Source organism: Niabella terrae (assembly GCF_054783135.1).
In genome coordinates, this window is sequence record NZ_BAAGRD010000041.1 from 37,262 (window position 1) to 57,196 (window position 19,935).

10 protein-coding genes are annotated in these 19,935 nt (G+C 50.3%); 2 read left to right on the plus strand and 8 right to left on the minus strand.

Features of this window, described 5'->3' with window-relative positions; all coding sequences use genetic code 11:
- Positions 1–9: 9 nt before the first annotated feature.
- Entirely contained in the window at positions 10–1,947 is a 1,938-nt protein-coding gene (locus ACYVI9_RS17555; protein WP_460767272.1) for a RagB/SusD family nutrient uptake outer membrane protein, read from the plus strand.
- Positions 1,948–2,139: 192 nt separating this feature from the next.
- On the opposite strand, the gene ACYVI9_RS17560 is transcribed toward ACYVI9_RS17555, so the two are convergent.
- From ACYVI9_RS17560 to ACYVI9_RS17580, 5 genes are all read right to left on the minus strand, one after another.
- Complete coding sequence (locus ACYVI9_RS17560; protein ID WP_460767274.1) at positions 2,140–4,959, minus strand: FAD-binding and (Fe-S)-binding domain-containing protein; 2,820 nt, start codon at positions 4,957–4,959, stop codon at positions 2,140–2,142.
- Between the two features lie 234 nt (positions 4,960–5,193).
- Positions 5,194–6,177 (minus strand): hypothetical protein, encoded by a 984-nt coding sequence (locus ACYVI9_RS17565; protein ID WP_460767277.1) that lies wholly within the window; start codon positions 6,175–6,177, stop codon positions 5,194–5,196.
- 35 nt (positions 6,178–6,212) lie between these two features.
- Positions 6,213–9,773 carry an Ig-like domain-containing protein gene (locus ACYVI9_RS17570; RefSeq protein ID WP_460767279.1) on the minus strand — a complete coding sequence of 1,187 codons (3,561 nt, stop codon included), beginning with the start codon at positions 9,771–9,773 and terminating at the stop codon, positions 6,213–6,215.
- A gap of 608 nt (positions 9,774–10,381) precedes the next feature.
- Complete coding sequence (locus ACYVI9_RS17575) at positions 10,382–12,700, minus strand: DUF5703 domain-containing protein (RefSeq protein ID WP_460767282.1); 2,319 nt, start codon at positions 12,698–12,700, stop codon at positions 10,382–10,384.
- An 85-nt stretch (positions 12,701–12,785) separates the two neighbouring features.
- Positions 12,786–14,234 (minus strand): sialate O-acetylesterase, encoded by a 1,449-nt coding sequence (locus ACYVI9_RS17580; RefSeq protein WP_460767285.1) that lies wholly within the window; start codon positions 14,232–14,234, stop codon positions 12,786–12,788.
- Positions 14,235–14,390: 156 nt separating this feature from the next.
- Here ACYVI9_RS17580 and ACYVI9_RS17585 point away from each other — a divergent pair, with 156 nt between their 5' ends.
- Positions 14,391–15,302: an AraC family transcriptional regulator gene (locus ACYVI9_RS17585; RefSeq protein WP_460767287.1), complete on the plus strand. Its 912-nt coding sequence runs from the start codon at positions 14,391–14,393 to the stop codon at positions 15,300–15,302.
- A 25-nt stretch (positions 15,303–15,327) separates the two neighbouring features.
- Here ACYVI9_RS17585 and ACYVI9_RS17590 read toward each other — a convergent pair whose 3' ends face one another.
- The 3 genes from ACYVI9_RS17590 to ACYVI9_RS17600 are packed head-to-tail and all read right to left on the minus strand — an operon-like array spanning position 15,328 to position 19,920.
- A complete protein-coding gene (locus ACYVI9_RS17590) occupies positions 15,328–16,509 on the minus strand; it encodes an AGE family epimerase/isomerase (RefSeq protein WP_460767290.1) in 1,182 nt (393 codons plus the stop codon).
- Between the two features lie 10 nt (positions 16,510–16,519).
- Complete coding sequence (locus ACYVI9_RS17595; RefSeq protein ID WP_460767292.1) at positions 16,520–18,718, minus strand: GDSL-type esterase/lipase family protein; 2,199 nt, start codon at positions 18,716–18,718, stop codon at positions 16,520–16,522.
- Positions 18,709–19,920: a sialidase family protein gene (locus ACYVI9_RS17600; RefSeq protein WP_460767294.1), complete on the minus strand. Its 1,212-nt coding sequence runs from the start codon at positions 19,918–19,920 to the stop codon at positions 18,709–18,711. The genes ACYVI9_RS17595 and ACYVI9_RS17600 overlap by 10 nt, the downstream gene beginning before the upstream one ends.
- Between the last annotated feature and the right edge of the window lie 15 nt (positions 19,921–19,935).

The following is a 19,935-nucleotide window of genomic DNA, read 5'->3' on the forward strand; positions in this document are numbered from 1 at the left end:
AATATCGTTATGCAAAATATTTATAAAAAAACGGTTATCATAGCAGCCTTTGTTGCTTTATTGACAAGCGGCTGTTCCAAATTGTTAGACGAACAACCCCGTAGCACGTTTACACCCGATTACTTTAAAACCGAAAAAGGTGTTAAGGGAGGAATAACCTCGCTATATGCGCATTTAAGATGGATATATGGCCAGGCCTACTATTTTAACTCCTGTCTTACCGGCACTGATGAAGTTACCTGGGCGCAAAGCGCCGATGGAAATTTTAAGGACATGGATATGTCTGGTGTAGGCAACGTAACATCCGCCAGTTTTCCTACCAGCATCGTATGGTCAACAGCATTTCCCAATATCAATACGGCCAGTGGTATTATCGAAAATGCGAGTGCGGTGGGCCTGATGGAATCTTTAATCGCAGAAGCGCAGTTTTTCCGCGCATTTGATTATTTTCTTTTGGTACAGACTTATGGCGGTGTACCGCTTGATCTGGGAGCTGGGGAGCTGAAGTTCAATACCAATCCCGTGCGCGTTTCGACACGCAACACTGTGCCGGAAGTTTACACCAAAGCCATCTTCCCCGATCTTATTGCGGCTGTGGCAAATCTGCCTGAGACTGGCAGGGTACAGGGCGGAGCGACAAAAACGCTGGCAAGGCTCTATCTCTCGAAAGCCTATCTTACTTATGCCTGGTGGCTGGAGAATCCCAAAAATATTCCTACTTATCCCGAAACCGCCAGAACGGATCCTGACGGGCACGATGCGCAATGGTATTTTCAGAAGGCATATGATATTGCTACAGAAGGTATAGACAATCCGGGCAGTTTCGCACTGCAACCGACGTTTTATGATGTGAATTTAGGATCCAATGATCGCAATAGTGAAATTTTGCTGTATGCCGATCATACAGAAACCAGCGAGTTTTACAATGGTGGTAGTCTTACTTATGGCAGTGGCGGGGCGCCGGATAATTTCGCGATGTGGATGATGACCTGGAATTATACCGAAATAAGAAGTAGCTCCAGCTCTTCCTCCTGGACGGCAGTGAGTTCGGTGCAGCGCGAAGCGGAGCAGCACCTGGGTAGACCCTGGACAAGAATGTGTCCGACTATTGGTGCACTTACAAACACATTTGCTGATAAGTCTAACGACGCACGCTATGACGGGACTTTTGTTACAGTCTATCGTGGCAACTGGGATAAGGCAGGCATGTCCGGAACTTTGTACAATGCGAATTCCTTGCCGGTAAACCCCGGAGATGCGATTTTAAGCTTTGTTGAAGATGTTCCGGGAGTCATCAATTATACAAATAATCAGAGTAATGTTGGCGGTGGCACTTTACCAGGAAGATCCGACTTTGTCATTTCAATAGATGATATTAACAGAAGAGCTTATCCAGGATTGTGGAAATTGGGTACTTACCGTACCGATAACGCTGGTGGCCTGGGTCAGCCGAATGCCGGTTCCACCCGACCTTTCAATATCGCTAAGTTCTCCGAGTTGTATTTTATCGCTGCTGAGGCTGCAGTAAAGGGTGCGAGTGTCAAAGCAGGAAAATCGGCACGTGAATTAATTAATGTAATTCGAGAAAGAGCCGGTAAATGGCGCTTTGATAACAATGCCAATGTAGCGAAAGTAGCAGACTACAGTGCCGTTATGAAGGCAAATACGCCCCTGAACATTGATTTAAATTACATATTGGCGGAACGTTCGCGTGAGTATTTTGGCGAGGGTTATCGCTGGTATGATTTGGTCCGCACGCAAACCTGGGCTGATCTAGCTGGCTCTTATAAGATTGGCGGGGTGGATTACAAGGATCATAATCCGGTTGTTAATACACGGACGATTCAGTCATTTCACTATTTACGTCCGATTCCTGAATCTCAGTTAGAGGGAATGGAAATGACTCCCGAGGAGAAGGAAGCCTATCAAAACCCGGGCTATGAATAGGGTAAAAGAATGGTAATTCACAAATGAAGGGGTAATCGCCCCTTCTTTTGTTTTGAATGGGTTACGGTAAATCAAATAGCAGTACATTTTCAACGGCAGCTGTCCGTAATAGGTGGTAATGCTAATCGCGCAATGATATGGATCAGATCATCAGAAACGGACGCAGGATCTAAACACAGAAATTGACCAGTTTTAGATGGATTCATCAACCAGGTAAAGAATTGACTCATAGTTTTTTTTCACCGCTTCTGTCATAGCCATTTCGCAGGTTTTGGTAGAAGCATAGTAACCCTCGCAGGGATGCTGAATGACTTCCTTAGCCTCATCTGAAGTAGCGGACGCCGTAAGTTCGGGAAAAAGAAAGCCCCGGTCACCGGCCATGCCACAGCAACCTGCATGCAGCGGGGTGATCACGTTTTCAGCATAAGCTTTTGCGACTGCGGTAAATTTATCCTGGATCCCCATTTTTTCCAGTGCGCACACAGGATGTAGGACTATATCCCTTTTTTTGGATTTGGCCTGTGTTACCGGAATAATATAGTCGTGCAGGTAATCGACGCTGTCCAGGATTTGCAAGCGGTCATACCGTTGCTGGTTTTCGGGCGTCAGGGCAGGTCGCAGGTGGTGCAGGGTATAGGTGCAGGAACTCACGTCCATTACCACCGGGATTGCTCCCTGCCGGCTGTCCTGCCAAAGATGTTCAATAATCGTATTGGCCGTGTAGGTATAGGCCGGATAAAAACCCTTGGACGAAAATATCTGACCGCAGCAGCTGCCCGTCGGCTGGCTGAGCAGTTTTACCTGGATGCCGGCCTTGGCGGACACACTTATAAAAGTTTCCATCAGGTTTTTTTTGCCGACCAATCCCTGACCCAGTACCCGCGAGATGCAGGCCGGAAAATATAGGATGGTCGTTCCGGTCAGGGCCCCGTCAGGCTGCCTGACTTTCGGTACGGCCGGTGGCCTATCCAGCTGAGGGGTCCACAAGGGCAGGACCGGAATCAGTTTGCGTAACCCACCCGTTAGCCGGGTCATAGCGTTTTTACCGAAGATACGATTCAGGGTAATGCCTGATTGCAGTGCCCAACGGACTGTCTTTTCCACGGCCCCAAAATTTCCGGCCACCCAGCGGGCCTGCCGGTTGGCCCGGACGGAATGGTTTTCCCGGCGCAGCCTCTTGACCAGCTCGCCGGTATTGATGTCAACCGGGCATGCGGTGGCGCAGAGACCATCTACGGCACAGGTATCCAGCCCATCATAATCGTATTCTGAGCGCAGCTGCTGATAAGCGGCCTGATCTGTCCTGGATAATTGCTGTAAGGCCCTGCGGGCGACAATCCGGCGTCGGGGTGTCATGGTCAGATCCCGGCTGGGGCAGCGGTGTTCACAATAGCCGCATTCCATACATTTATCGACCTCTGATTCAACGGAGGGCAGCGGTTTCAGGTTTTTGACATGTGCTTCCGGATCCGCATTGATGATGACACCCGGATTCAGCAGATTTTCAGGATCGGCGGCTTTTTTGATTCTTTGCATGATCGCATAGGCCGGACCACCCCATTCTGTTGCCACAAAGGGCGCCATATTCCTGCCGGTGCCATGTTCCGCTTTTAAGGCGCCGTCATAACGGTCGACCACCAGGGCAACTACATCCTGAATAAATCCGTGGTACCGGGTTATTTCATCCTGGGTTTCGAAAGCCTGGGTGACCACGAAATGCAGGTTGCCGTCTTTGGCATGACCAAAGATGATCGCATTGTCATAGTCATGTTTTTTAAAGAGCGCCTGGAGGTCCAGAATGGCGTCGCCCAGCCGGGGCAAGGGGAAAGCCACATCTTCCAGTATGACCGTGGTCCCGCTGGCACGCACTGCACCTACAGAAGGAAATAGGCCTTTACGTATTTTCCAGTAGAAGGCGCTCTTGACAGGATCCTGGGTAAATTCCGGCTGGTTGAGCAGTGCCAGGGAAGTTGCAGATTGAAGAAAGGCGGCAACCTGTGCCTCCAGTAAACCGGCTTCCTGCTGCTGAAACTCGACCAGCAAAGCTGCTGTCGGTTCCGGAAGGGTTTTAATGTAGGGGTCGATGCCCTTGATGTCTTCCACCGCACGCAAGGAGGCGCGGTCCATCAGTTCCACCATTTCTGCACCGGCGGCGATCAGTGGTTCAATTGCCTGACAGGCCCCATAGATGTCCTTAAAATATAATAGGGCGGTGGATTTATGGGGCAGATCCGGTACGGTCTGCATCACTGCTTCCGCGATAAATGCCAGGGTGCCTTCTGCGCCAATAAGTAGATGGGCAAATATATCGAGGGGATGTTCATAATCCAGCAGCGCGTTCAGGCTATAACCTACCGTATTTTTTGTCTGGTATTTGTACCTGATTCTTTCACTGAGTTCAGGATTGTTTTTTATTTCCTCCCGAAGTTGTCGGAGTTCCGTCGCCAGTGACGCATTGTCCCGGACAAAGCGATCATAGTCTGCACGGTGCTCGGTATTGTACTGATGGCCGTCCGGCAGAATAAAGCGGATATGGCGTACCGTATGATAGGAATTCAGTTTGACGCCACAACACATGCCGCTGGCATTGTTAGAAAGGATACCACCCATCATGGCCGCTGATATACTCGAGGGATCCGGGCCGATTTTGCAGCCATGGCCGCGGAGATGGGCATTCACCATTGCGCCGGTTATACCCGGTTGGACCCGGACCCGGCGGGCCTGGTCTTCAATGATCACTTTTTTCCAGTACTGGCTGAGGTCTACCAGGATGCCGTCAGTAATGCATTGTCCCGAAAGACTGCTGCCTCCGGCGCGAAAGACCAGTGGAATCTGGTGGGTATGTGAAAAAGCAAATAAGTCTACGATCTCCTGTTCCCGCATCGGTTGGACGACTGCCTGGGGAATCAACTGATAGAAGCCTGCATCCGAAGCGTAGGTAATTCTATCGATCAATCTGGTCTTGATTCTATTTTCGGGCAGTACCCCGCCCAGTAAAGTCTGTATGCTCATGATTCCTTTAATACAGCGTTTATCCCTTTCCGCATAAAGGCAACAAAGTTAGCCATTCGGCCTCAGACTCCTGTTGGTTTTAGCCGCCGCCGGGCATAAAAAATCCCGGAGCGATCGCTGGAAGGATGCCGATGAAAAAGCGGTAGCTGTTTGCGAATCGGTTATCGTTCTGTTGATGCTCCGGGATTGGGCCGGCTGCCCCCTGGGCTGCACCGGCCTCATCCTTACTTAACACTATTCTGCCATTACTTTGACGGTTTTAGAGTAATGGGTACTGTTATCAATGTCGATCTGGGCCACCCGGAAGAAAATATCCGGCTTGGTGGCAATTTCCTGACGATCCTTTTTGCGGCAGGCCAGGAAGAAAGTGGCCATCATTAGTGATCCTGCAATGCCCAGCACCATGAACCGGCGTTTTTTGATCAGTGCCATCGCCATGATGGAGCCCAGCAGAAGCATGCCTATCAGGGAGTACCCCAGCTCGGCACGCATTTCCTCCCAGGATTTACTGAAACTATATTCCAGTTTCGTGTCAGAGTTGCCCTCTTTGGCCAATGAAGCCACGGTGCCAATGGGTTGGAAGGTAGTACCGTCCTGGGAAATTTCTATCCGAAACTCTTTGTTATTGGTTTCTGACAAAGTTCTCCATTTGGCTGTAAACCGGTCACCCCGGAAAGCGCCTTCCACATAATCAAAAGCCACCGGCAGCGCCCCTTCGGTATAGCCATAGACCTGCACATCATCATCTGTTGTCAGGTTATTGGTTACCATACCTGGTACAATATTGACATTGATGCCATGACCGGCAGTACCGGCAGTGGCAGGTGATGGTTGCGTAATAATGGCATTCAGGGATATCGTGGTACCATCTGCATTGGCTGGTATGTTTTGATTCTGTACACCGATGACGGCAGATAAAGAGGGATCGTAAGTCCAGGTAAAATACGTAGCCGTGGTTCCGGTCCCGCTGATTTCCGGTTCATTACTGCTGTTGAGTACCGGTACCAGTTTATTAAGTGTAATATTGATCCGAATGGGATCGGGGGTAGCACTAATCGCCGCCGCGTTAATCGGAATATTGAAATTAAATGACAAGGTAATCTGCCCGTTTACCGGGGCGGGATTCGTGTTGATCGTAGCACCATTGACACTGATATTCTGTGCCGAAAGGCTGATGATCGTGAAGAAAGCGGAGATAAGTAGTAAGGATTTTTTCATAAAATAATATTTTAGAAAATTAAAATTTAGGATGTTTATTGTTCTTCCGGATTATAGACGACTTTATCCGAATCATTATTATTGGTGGGATCTGCTTCTCCACCGCTGCCGTCTACCACAGTGGCCGTCATATTATCTGTTCCGGACAGGGTGCCGGCAGCAAATGTGATGGTAATACCAAAACGGGAGGTCGCATTTGCTGCAATGGCCTGGGTATTGTTGGTGCCACCCAGTTTAAACAGGTAATAGGAGTTATTGGTATTATCCAGCGTCCAGTCGGCATTCCCGACGGGCAATCCCTGCGCACTGGTTAAAGCCGGATCGAAACTGATGGTATAATTGGGTGATTTGGGAATACTGATCGTCACATCAGTTCCGTCTGTTGCCGTTGTGGTGGGATTTGAGACAGAAACCAGACCCGAAAGGCTTTGGGCGCCGGTGACCTGCGCCGGAAGGACTGATATGGTCACCTGAAGATCAATACCGCCATCCGCCAGCGTGTATACATAAAGGGTGCCATTTGCGCTGGCCTGCGGGTTACCGTTATCAGTAGTAGTATAAGTGAACTGCGCGACACCGGAATAACCATTGGCCGGCGTGAAGGTGAAGCTGCCATCTGCGGCCAGTGTGAAGGTACCCCTGCTGTCGGTGATATTCTGTACCGTGATGGTTTGCTGATTGCCTTCAGCATCCGTATCATTGGTTTTGACATTACCGGATACCGCCTGGTTGATCGTCGTTTTTGCAAAATCATCTGCGGTCTGGGTGGTATTGATATTGGACGGCGTCACATTCACGATGATAAAGGCGCTGCCACAATTCGTACCCTCTGGTTGTTCGCAGACATTATAGACGATCGTATCTCTTCCTACAAAACCTTCCTCCGGAGAATAGGTGACGGTACCATCCGGGTTCACGACAGCGGTGCCGTGTTTGGGCTGACCTGCTGTTGGTATCGTCGGCGTACCCAGTGTCTTGTTCTCATTGCTGGGCGCATCATTGATCAACACCGGAATGATCACACTGGTAGGCGTTCCTGTATTGGCAGGTACTGTAGCGATATCCGTGTTTACAACCGGCGGATTGCTGGTCGTATTTGTGGGATCGGTAACGATGATGGTCAGCATTTCCGGATAGAGAATGCCAGTAGCGGGATCCGTCATGGTAGTCTGGTATTGATAGACACCGATCTGGGTAGCCTGGAAGCTGTAACTGCCATCATTGTTAAGGGTGATCGTAGCACCGGAAGGATTGGATGCACCGTCTGCACGAATAGCCGGTGTCGCACCGCTATAACTGGCATTGGCCGGTTGTTTGTCATTGGTGGCAACAGAACCGGTGATTTCTGTATTGATGGTGCCGTAATTGATATCGGGGTTTGTTTGAACAAAAGGACAGGAAAGACCTGGCGTGCCCGGTGTGACAAAACGGGTATCCACCACGGCGCCGAATACATCTATTTTTCTGGGAAGCGCTGCATTGACCAGATCTGCCACTGTGATTTGTATTTCATCATAGGGCAGGGTGGTGGTAAATCCAACATTCTTCAGACCATAATTACCCAGAATCGGAACGACTACTGTCAGTCCCAGCAACTGTGTGGTGGTACGGCTTTCCTGTGGGACGCCATTATTATAGGTCGTAATCGTGATGCCTTTGAGTAAATCTGCCAGTAACAGGGGTGGACTCTGATCGCGGATCAGGAAGCCCGCAAAGGTACCAGCGGGGAAAGTATTGGCACCATCCACGACGGCGATTGAACCATCGGCCAGGGCGCCGACTGCTACTTCGATGGTGGCAAAGTCGGTGAGATTGGAATTGATGACATTTGAAGCGTCACGGACGGTGGAAGCTGCTGTTACCAGACCATTGAATCCGGTACGGGCGCCATCGATGACGACACCGAAATTCGGCGTTACCAGCTGGTTGATGGTATTACACACGAGTGGACTGGTACAGTTCTGCTGCCAGATCACATCGTAGACCATCACGGTTCCCAGGTTCGCACCCACCGCTGAATTGAAAGTAATTTTTACTTCGTCGAAAGGCACTGTTGCAATTACACCGACATGCTGCCGGCTGGAACTGGTTAATAAGCCGGTGGAAACACCTGCGAGTAAAGCGGGTCCTGTAGTGGTTTGCACCACCGCACCATCATTCATCAACGTAATAACAACGGCATTGGGTACGGACAGGGACAGCAGTGTCGGCATCTCAATATCATATCCTGCGTAAGTGCCGGCCGGATAATCGGTCACCGCATCTCTTACAGCGAGCGATTGGGTGGACAGCGCACCGACGGCAAAATTTAAAGTAGCGGCTGTCGTTGTATTGCCATCGATGATATTATTGACATTATTAATCGCACAACTAACGCAGGCAGCACCTTCGACACCCGTATTTTCTATATCGATATATACCGGCTGTGAGGCTGCATTCATCGGTGTAGGTGTATTACAAACCAGGGTACCGGCGCAAAACTGTTTAATAACTGCGGCATATATGGAAGTGGTACCCAGGCTGACATTGGCTGGTTGGGCAACGACGTATCGGATTTCATCAAAAGGCAGTGTCGTTACAAAACCGATTGTGGAACGACTGCTACCGGAAAGCAGGGGCGCGGAGAGTAATAAGTTATCTCCTGTAGCGGATTCCTGTTGGGTGCCATCCAGGTAGGTGACAATGGAAACATTCGAGGCCAGACCCAGGCCGGCTAAGGTCGAATTAGAGATATCAAAACCTGCAAAATAACCGGCCGGATAACTGGTAACGCCGGCTGATGTGACACTCACATAAGCGGTGGTCAATACGTTAAGGGCGGGCAGCGTAATGGTGCCGGCGTTGGAAGTGTTCGCATCGACAATATTGTCCAGATCGGCAAATATATCACTGAGCAGACCGACATTTACTTCTGCCACGCCTGTCGTGCCGGAATTCACGATGGCGGGATAAGCAGTTTGCACCAGTGGTGTCAGGGTATTACAGTCAGGAACAGGGCCGGCTGTTGGCACCAGCACTTCTGCGTAGTAAACCGTGCGACTACCTGCGCCCACTGCGCTAAAGTTGATACGTATCGCATCAAAGGGCATGGTAGTTACCAGCCCGATTTTACCCCGATCATTCCCCAACAGGGAAACCGACAGGGCGCCATTACTGGCATTATAGGTCTCCTGCAGCGCACCACCGAGGTAGGTTTCTACCGATATGCTGCCGGCCAGATCCAGTAAGGCAGAAGTGCCAATTACAAAACCTGCGTAGGAGCCGGTGGGATAAACATTGGCACCGGTGGCACCATTGTCCCGGACCTCAATCCAGGCGCTTCCGGCAATAAGATAATTCCAGGTAGCACCGTTATTTAGGTCGGCGTCTATTAGAAAATTTTTGTTGGCGAATTCATCACCAACTGCCTGACTGCTGGTAACGGTCAGGCTGCTGAAGGGAGCCGGCGCGATCAGCGGTTGATAGGTATTGGAGGGCGCGGCACCGGATTGCGCCCATAATGGGGTCGAAGCCAGCAGGCTGGTCAACGATAGTAAAAAGACCACAAGGGTCTTGAACTTGAACTCAAGGGTAGAGGCTAGGTCGTTCATTTTCATGTTCAGGATTTTAAAGGGATGAGCAATTCCAGGCAGCAACGAATTCATTCGAATTTTTGCCGATAAAACATAATGCAATCATACGCTCCCCCTTTCAGGGAACCTGAATCATTGAACTACCTGATATGTTGATCTTTTGTTTTCTTTTTTGATTATAGTTAGTCGTATCAGTTGCACACTCATATTGCAAGGTCTAAATAGTTTGGGCATAATTTCGTCAGTGTGGTCGCTTACTACAATCGGTAATAAAGTTACAACATTAAATATTAAAGTTCCAACTTTAAACGATTATTTTTTTTCAAATCAAAAAAATCGATCGATTTTTTTTGATTTTTCAATAATCGTCGGAACGAGGCAGGAGACGCTACGCGCCCCAATGACCAGTGATCCTGCTGGGAAACCGGCAGGCATACAGCAGCCGAGAACCCTGTTTTTAAACGCAGTGTTAGATATTATATTTAATTATAATTTTATATTTTTTCAATGAAATTTCACCAAAATGATGGCTTTTGGTGTTGTGACACTAATTAATTAAGGCCTTAATCTATTATTATGTCTTTGGGGGGTGTTTTTTTAGATTCTTCAGACCTGAGTCCTTGAAATTTTCTTTACGGTACAGAGGAGATAATATCCTTTTGCCGGCTTTTGGGGCTGATCTGCAGCACCTGGATTTTTCCGGAACGGAGGCGGGCCTCTACGATGGTATTGCCCGGCGCGTGTAACCTGAAATGCACATCCCAGGAATCGGGCCAGGCCGGAAATAAATAAAGCCGGTTGTCTACTGCCTGTAATAACATTTCCTGCAGACCGATCATGCCGGAGCCCCCCCAATTGTGATCCGGCACCCAGTCAAAACCCGGCCCCCAGAAAGCAGGAAAGCGCCGTTCGCTGTCCTTTAATTTGAGTAGGGTCAGGCGGGCGGCTTCCTCGGTGAGTCCCAGGCGGGCAGCAAAAATATTATCCTGTTTCCATCCTTTGGCGCTGCGGAATTTTACTGCGAAACTGTCGAGTCTGTAGGTATTAATTGCTGTATCCAGTCCTGGACGGCCCATACCGAAAAGGCCCCATGGAAAAACCGGATAGAGCTGGGGTGTTTCCGTATTATTTACCCGGGCCCAGGTGATGGCCGGTGCAATGGTAGTGTGCCCCTTATACTGCATATAGGGAATCGGCGGGATGCGCTGCTGAAATTCCTGGAAATACTTCCGGTCCGCCGGTTGCAGCAGACTGTCCGGCAACCGGAGCAAGGCTTCGGTCAGACTGGTCAGCGCCGCAATTGTGGAGCTGGGATTATATGCCATTTTGAAAGTTTCTGCAGCTGAACCGGGGTAGAGGATCAGGTGGCCGTTTTCGTCCATGGTCCGGGCACTTCTTTTGCGGGCCAGGTACTGGTAATGTTCGTCAAAAAAGATCAATGCATTTTGAATCAGCGGCAGGTACTGCCTGATATCGCTGCCATTATAATAATAGGTATCCAGGATCATGGCACAGAATTCCAGTACGGTATCCCATTCGTATTCCAGCCAGGCATTGTATTCCAGTCCCGGGTCGAAGTCAGTTGGACGTTTCCAACCATACTCGGTGGGATTCGGCAAGCCGAAATTCTCCACCTGTTCATTGAAATGCGCGCCGCCATGATTCCAGTAGGTTCGCGTGCGGAGGAGTGCTGTTTGGAGTAAGCGATTGTAAAAATCAAACTGGGGGCGCATCATATCGAAATCCCCGCTCTTAAGCATGGGCCAGTAGACCAGTCGCTGGTTCTGGGCCGTAAACGTACCGCCGCCCCAGTTCCGGTGATCCGGCGTACCCTTGATGGTCGAATCTGTAAAAACAGGATCAACGGTGAACAGACCACCGTTGAATTTGGTGGGATAAGCGCCATAGGCATTGCATCCCAGCATATACCGAAACAACTGGTAATTGCGGCCCGCCTGCCAGGCTTCATTCTGTGGATCAGGCCCGCCATGGGTATTGATAAAAATAAAGCTACGTTCCCAGAACTGCCGCCACCAGTCCCGGCTGGCTTCCGGACGGGCTTTATACTTGTGGCTCATGGACTGAATTTCCTGCTTCCATGCTTCCGCAGAAGGCGTTTGCTGCTGCAGCAGGAATATCCGCACCTGATGCGAACGGGATGGCCGTTCGCTGATGAGACTATACCCTTCGAAAGGTGTGTTGATATAGATGCCTGCTGATTTCCGCCCCTGCTTAAAATGTTTTCCTGTTATCAGCCCGCCACTGGTTAACCCGGCCAGCGGATTGAATAGTTGGTTTTTTATTGAATCCAGTCCCTGTTGCAGCACCGTGGCATCGAAAACCGTAGGACTGCTGTTGCGGTGGTAGAACATCAAATCCCGGCCTTCATAGCCTACCTGGTCTTTCCGGGTCATAATGGTGAGGTGTTTGGCCCATTTCCAGGAATTGGCATTGTTTAACTTTCCCGTCTGGACCTGGTCCCTGAACCGCCAGGTTTCATAAATCGCTTCGGCTTTTGTGGCTTTATTGGTCTGTATATCGATATGGATGACCGGATGGAAAACATCCACCCATAAATGGATCCTTGCCCGGATGCCTTTATTGGCCGAGTTGATATAAATACTACCGTCGGCCAACCGGAGTTCCTGTCTGAAATCGAGATTGGAAATGGGATCCGGGCTCAGTCTGATGCGTAGCCTGCCAGATTTTAAGAACGTATTGTTTTCATCAAAACTGCCACTCTGGGAAAAATACAGCAATAGTTCATTGTTTTCTACCCATACATTACAGCCAATACCGCCCCCGCCGAGCGGCATCGAAGCCGCCGCGTTTTCACTCTGGGTGGACCATACCACATTATATTGTCCGAGCTCAACTGGTTGGGCCAATAGCTGCATGGGGCCTGTTAACAGCAAAAAAAAGGAAATAATATAGTAGGGAATCAGCCGCATATTTTTATAAAACCTACCGTAAAACCCAATAGTCTTAGCTTTTGGGATCTAAGGCAGAAAACTGTTTTTTGTATAAATGGGTCGTTCACTTCACCTGTATTTCCGGCTCCCAGTCATCTGTTCTGAAAGAAGAGGCCGGAAGACCTGCCGTATTAAATAAATGTCCCTGAATATAATCTTTGAAGGCATACCGAACCGCCACGGGTGAAGGGACTTCCGCGGCAGACACTGCTACACCGCCGGCTACCAGCCGGGCCCGGGCGGGGTAAAACTTTTTGTCGGCACCGGCGATTTCAAAACCGGTCAGTTCCTGGCCATAAGCTGACAAACCGTTGGGGGCATGGCTAAAATGCAGCAGGGCGGTCTGGTCCTTGATTTCCAGACGCTCGAATCGGGGACTCTCACTTTGAAATCCTTTCATCTGGTAGGTTTGCTGTAAGGCCAGCAGGGCCAGCCGGTAAGCTACCGTTTTTTTATCACGGGGATGAATGGTCTGATCATCACCGATGTCCATGGTGACGACCATGCCGCTGTTGGGGATTTTTTCCAGTGCCTTGCGCTGGGCATCCCGCAAATAAGCGGAGTTCAGCAGGGTATCGCCTTTTTTCTTATTGCCATTATAATCATAAGGAGCGATCTGAACATAATAGAAGGGAAAATCGCCTTGACCGAACCGGGCCCGCAGCATGTGGACAAAATCGGGAAACAATTTTTCGTATTGATCCGGTCGGGAAGCATTGGACTCTCCCTGGTACCAGATACAGCCCCGGATGCCATAACCCTCCAGGGGATGGACCATTCCATTATACAGAACGGTAGGCACCTGGTTGCTCAGCCGGCTGGTGGTTGTTGGATCCGGCAGCTTGAAATCATAATCCTGCAGGGAAGCGGCGTCCATAAAAGCTTCAACCGGACTGCCACCGTAACTGCAGTTGATCAGGCCTATCGGAACCTGGAGCTGATCGTATAATAGTTTTCCAAAATAGTATCCGACGGCACTGAAATTTTCAACAGTTTCCGGGCCGGCTTTTTTCCAGTAATTGTTTTTACTGGTGTCCAGTGGGAGGGGACGGGTGGAACGGGGAATGGTATAGATCCGGATTTGATCATTTGCAGATTCCAGGATCAGCTTATTGGATCCATCAACGGGCTGATTTCTGAACCCGCGCAAAGGCATTTCCATATTGGACTGGCCCGAACAGACCCAGACTTCACCAATGAGAATATCCCGGATTTGTTTTGTGCTGCCGTCCGAAACCGTGATTTCGAAGGGGCCTCCCGCGGGTGGCGTCTTCAGCCGGACCGTCCAGCGTCCTTTTTGATCCGGTTGGGCAGTATATTTTTTGTGGTCCCAGGAGCTGATCACAGTGACGGCCGCTTTCTGGTCGGTCCAGCCCCAGATGGCGGGTTCAGATTGTTGTTGCAGCACCATTCCATCACTGAAAAACCAGGGCAGCTGAATTTCAGCGCTGGAGAACAGGGGACAGATAAATAACAGGGCCAGTAGGCGGCAGGCATAAACAGGGACTTTCATTTTTTTGTTCGTTTTGGGCCGAATATAAGTAAATGAAGGCGGAATAAGAATTCTGAAAACTGAAACGGACCGTAAGGAAATCGGTTAAAAATTATTAATTTAGTTCCCTTTAAAGGATAAGGATTGCAATGTTCCTAATAGAAATTTGATTAATTGATGAGTACTGAAGAACTTAAGCAGGGATCCCGAAAAAATATCTGGTATGGCGTGGGGCGTAGAAGAATAGAAATCCCGCGACCGATACTCAAGGCCAATGTACAGAACAATCCCCTGATGAACGGATTGTATATCTCCAGCCTCGGATTCTATCCCAAGGCGAAGGGACATTTTACCAAAAGAAAGCATGGCCTGCATGAAAATTTTCTTTTTTATTGCGTGGATGGCTACGGCATGTACGAACTGGAGGGACAACGCTATACGATCGGTCCGAATGAGTTTTTTATCCTGCCGCAGAATGTCGAGCATGCTTACGCGAGTGCGGAACATGATCCATGGAGTATTTACTGGATACATTTCGGGGGGCTGGGTTTACCTGCCCTCAACAGGCTGCATACAGTACGTGCCCATTTTGAACCGAGATACGTAAAAGACAACGGTGATATTATCGCCACTTTTAATAAAATGTACCAGACCCTCGAATTGGGTTACAGTCAGGATCACCTGATGTTTGCCAACTGGTGCCTTTCCCAGTTTCTCTCCCTATTTGTGTTCAACAGCCGCCATTATACAACCGTCGAACAGACCAAGCCGGATTGTGTGGATCAGGCCATCCTTTATATGCAGGAGCATATCACCGATATGCTGACCTTAAAGGATATCAGTAATTATTCCAATTATTCGGTATCCCGATTTTCAAATCTCTTCAAACAGAAGACCGGCTATGCGCCGATGGATTACTTTATGCAGATGAAGATTCAGCTCGCCTGTCAACAATTGGATTTTACCGATAAATCCATCAAGGAAATTGCCCTTACCCTGGGATTTGACGATCCCTATTATTTCTCCAAAAGATTCAAACAGGTTACCGGTATGCCGCCGGTAAAATACCGGTCGGTCAAGAAGGACTAGAACAACCAGGCCGTTCTTCGGCTGGTCAGGGAACAGCGGGATAGGTTTCCAGAACCCGGGTGCAGTACCATTCCTGCCTGGGCAGGTGGAAAGGCCCTTTGAACAGATTGCCCTTGGCGGTTTGCGCTATCCGGCCGTCCCGGTGAAGATAGCCATACCATTCCCCGAATTCAGGGTCCTGAAAATGTTGATAGCTATAGTCTTTGATCTGTTGATGGCGGTACAGGTATTTTTCGTCACCGGTCATCAGATAGGCCAGTAAAGTGGCAATAATGGTTTCATTCTGCGGCCACCAGAATTTCATATCCTGCCAGTACTCCTGCACCGGTTTGCCATAGACATCCCTGAAATAAAAAATACCGCCGTACTGCGCGTCCCAGCCCCGTTCCCACATATAATCCAGCATCCGGCAGCCCAGGGCCGTCAGGTGTGCATCGTTATTGCGATAGCGGGCTTCGTGCAGGATGAACCAGGCGCCCTCAATGGCGTGACCGGGGTTCAGGGTGCGCCCGTCAATATGATCGATGATGCTGCCATCGGGGGCTACCTGTTCCATGACACACTGAATATCATCTTTGACAAAATCCCTTTCTATTTCTTCAATCCAGCGATCGATGTAGGCGTCACAACGGGGATCACCGATGGTTTCCCGGATCTGTTGTGCGGTATTGATCATGATCATCGGCACCCCGATGCCTTTGGCAGGCCGGGTCTCCGTAAATTTTGGCGACAGGCTTTTTTTGCCTGATGCATATTCAATGCAGGTACTGAACAGGTCACGGGCCCTTTCTGCCATCCCGGCATCACCGCTGGCCTTGGCATAGGCAGCATGGGCGATGGCCGCAAAAGTTTCTGAGAAAAAGTACCGGCGTTTGCGTATCGGCTGGCCCTCGCGGGTAACATGAAAGTACATCTGGCCGTCCCTGTCAAAACAATGACGGTTTAAAAAATCGATTCCCAGCCGCGCGCCTTCCAGCCAGCTTTCCCTGGGCTCGATGGTATTGTACAGGGTCGCCAGCAGCCAGGCCGTCCGACCCTGAATCCATACCGCTTTATCATCATCTATCAGGGAGCCATCCCGGTCCCGCATCAGCAAATAGCCTCCGTATTCGGTATCATAACTTTTCGGAAACCAGAAAGGAAGGGTATTGTTTAACAGCTGGTTGCGGTAAAAAGTGGCTAAATCGCCGAGTTGTTGCTGGTTCACGATATTGAGTTTATGGATGTTGAATGGAGTAGATAAAACTACTGGCCGGTAAACCTTCCTGATTGACCAGGTTGGCCCGGGTAAAAGGCTGCCAGCCGTAGGCAATTTTAATGACCGCGAGATCAGCGGGTATTTGAAGGTAGACCCTGTCCTGGTGAATAAAAGCCGGTACCTTCAGGAATTCGCCTCTGGCGGTCTGGATTTCGAAACCCCGGAGGGCCTGGCCGTCCGAAGTGCGAAGTCCCTTACTGTATTTGAATGCTATGTTGATCTGATCACCTGCCAGCCCGGCGCGCTGAAACAAGGGCCCCGAAGGAACGATATTCAGGTGATAACTGAAATGAAGGGCCAGCCGGGCCAACCGGCTGCCTACAGGAATTTTGTCTTTATAATGCACATCAACAGGATCACCAAGATCGCTGGTGACCGCCATACCACTATGGGGAATCTTTTCCAGCAGGCGCCGTTGCAGGTCCCTGAAATAGTTCCAGCCGGGCCGTTGAATACTGGAGAGCTGCACATAGTAAAATGGAAGTTCCGAATGCCACTGCCTGCGATAGTCCCGGACCATCAGCGGAAACAGCTTTTCATAGAGTTCTGCATTTTCCGCATCGCTTTCACCCTGGTACCAGATGATGCCCTTCAACGGAAAAGGAACCAGCTTTTCAATGGCTGCCTCGAAATTAAAGGCGGGCTCATAACTATGCCGCTGATAAGGCTGCTTGGTATTTTTAAGATTTTCATCTGCGCGCTGCCGGCACCAGCCCATCAAATAATCTGATTGGCGCCAGTTTTTAAAGGCGGGTGCAAACAGGGGATCCTTTTCCAGGGCTTCACGGCTCAGCCAGGAGATCAGTGGCGATCCGCCCACGGCGACTTCGATTAAACCGACAGGCACCCCGAGCCGGCTTTGTAGCTGCTGACCGAATACATAGCCGACCGCCGAAAAAGCTGCAGCTGCGGCAGGGCCATCTGTGTGCCAGGAACCTGAAAAAAAATCCAGTTCGTTGGCTTTGATCAGGGCCTCAGGGCTCCAGGCCTTGTTATCGGTTTGGGCATATACATCATAATTGAAAAGTCTTAAGGGCCGGCCCGGATCCGAATGCCGGATCAGGCTGTCAGCACCCAGACTCTGGCTCAGGGGATAATACATATTGGACTGACCTGCGCAGAGCCATACATCACCGATCAGGATATTATCGATACGGATGCGGCGACTGCCGTCACTGATTTCCATGCGCCGACCCTTTCGATCCGCCGCAGCAGCAGGCAGTTCAGTCTGCCATTTACCATTGTAGCCGGCTTGGGCCTGATAGGTTTTTTCCTTCCAGCGGATACGAATCCTGCTGCCGGCATCCGCCAGGCCCTGTATGCGAATAGGCTGATCACGTTGCAGTACCATATTGCTGGTATAAACAGGGGGCAATTGCAGCCCGCCAAAATTGCCGCTGAGGTACTGGTATACGATTCTGGCCAGTTCAGCAGCACCCGACCGATTGGGATGGAGGGTGGCGGCATCCGTGAACAGATCGGGCCGGTTATGGAGTGCCTCATGAAAATCGATCAGTGGTAATTGCCGGGTCCGGGCAACCTGTTCTATATCCTGCTGCAATGCTTCGTACCAGTTTTGGGTACTGGAAAGAAAGCGGGGGTGGCCGGTAAATATCGGCGTCATCTTGCAGATATAAATTTTTATGCCTGGATTGGTTTTCTGAAGGGTATCGATCAGCCAGTTATAATCTGGTATAAAATCGTCGCGGTAAAGGGGGAAATTCCGCGGATCGGTATCATTGAGTCCCAGGTGGATGACTGCGATCTGTGGCCGGAAGCGGAGGGCGGCCTGAAATGCCGCGGTTTTGTAATAGGGGTTATGGCCCTTTCTTAAAAGGGTAGCACCGCTATGTCCGAAATTTTCCACCTGGTAGCCCGAACCCAGTCGCTGTTGTAATACCGCAGGATAGGAATTGCGCCCGCGGTCTTGCAGCCCCCAGCCATAAGTCACAGAATTGCCGATGCAGGCGACCCGGACGGCCGGTTTCTGTGCAGCAACAGGTGCCGCTATTCCAAGACCCAAAAAAATCAGGAGCAGCAACCACCACCTGCCCCTGGGCCATAGCTGGCCCGCCGGGTCGCTTTGCAGTCGTCGCTGCCCCGGGGAGCTGCCACCTGTTCCTGGGGAACCCGGATAGAAATGATTTCTTATTTCCATTGAACAGTGGTAAATGCAATTTCACGATAACCATCTTTTTCAAACAGCACACCAATGTGGCCCCGGTCCAGGGCAACGATATCGGAGTAGGCGGCAGCATCTTGCTGGTTGGGATTGGCATAGATCAGGATACTTTTTTTCCAGCGCTTCCCGTTGTTATGGCTGATTCTCAGGGTCAGGTGATTGCGTCTGGCGGTATCGGCGGCATTACAGAATGCCAGGCTGCGCCGGCCGATAGCAATCAGACTGCCCTGACAAACCGGATCCGGCAAATTCCTGTCGAAACGCTGCCGGTACCAGCTTTGACCGCCATTCTTGCTTAAGGCGGTGTAACGGGCCTTGACATGGCCCTGCTGGTTGCGCAGGTTCAGCATGAGGCGGCTGCCGCTGATGGGGGCCGCCATATTTTCATTGCCACCCTCCAGGTCCACATTCTCACTCAGCCGGAAAGTCTTACCGTGATCATCGGTATAAAATCCATGGGCCCGGTAATCCTTAAAATGAGGCTGTGGATCGCCTTCCGAATGATTGGCGGCCACGTAGATCCGACCTTTGTATTTCCCGCTTAAAAACTGCATGGCATGGCCGGGGGTATTGGCATAGCTGCGCCAGTCTTCCTTAAAATTGTAGGCGGGATTGATATCGGGCTGTTTGGGGCGGTGGGTCTGGGTGGTGATATTGACCGGTGCCGACCAGCTTTGGCCGCCATCGGCAGAACTGGTATACCATACCTCCCGCAGTCCATGACCCTTGCGGACTTCTCCCTCATGGTTGTTGCCGGTATTATAAAAAAGAAAAACCCTTCCCTGCGGATAAGCCGGATCGGTGAGATCGACCACGGGTGCCGGATTGCCAGCCTGCAGGTCGCCGGCATCTACAACGGTCTGAATCGGACTCCAGGTAGCGCCGTTGTCTTTACTGGTTTTCAGGACAATATTGATATCCCCGAAATCTCCTGCACCGTGCACCCTGCCTTCCGCAAATGCCAGCAGGCTGCCGGAGGGCAGCCGGATGATCGCGGGAATCCGGTAACTTTTATGACCTTCTTTTCCGGATACAAAAACCGGTTTCATTTGCTGTGCTACTGCCGGCGCTGCCTGGAACAGTAAGATCAGGCTTAACAGCAGGATGCCGGCTTTCGTTAGGATCCGGAAATTTTTTTCCGGAATGGGGGTAGGGAGGGAGCTGTTCATTTTATTCATAATATTTTATTTAGT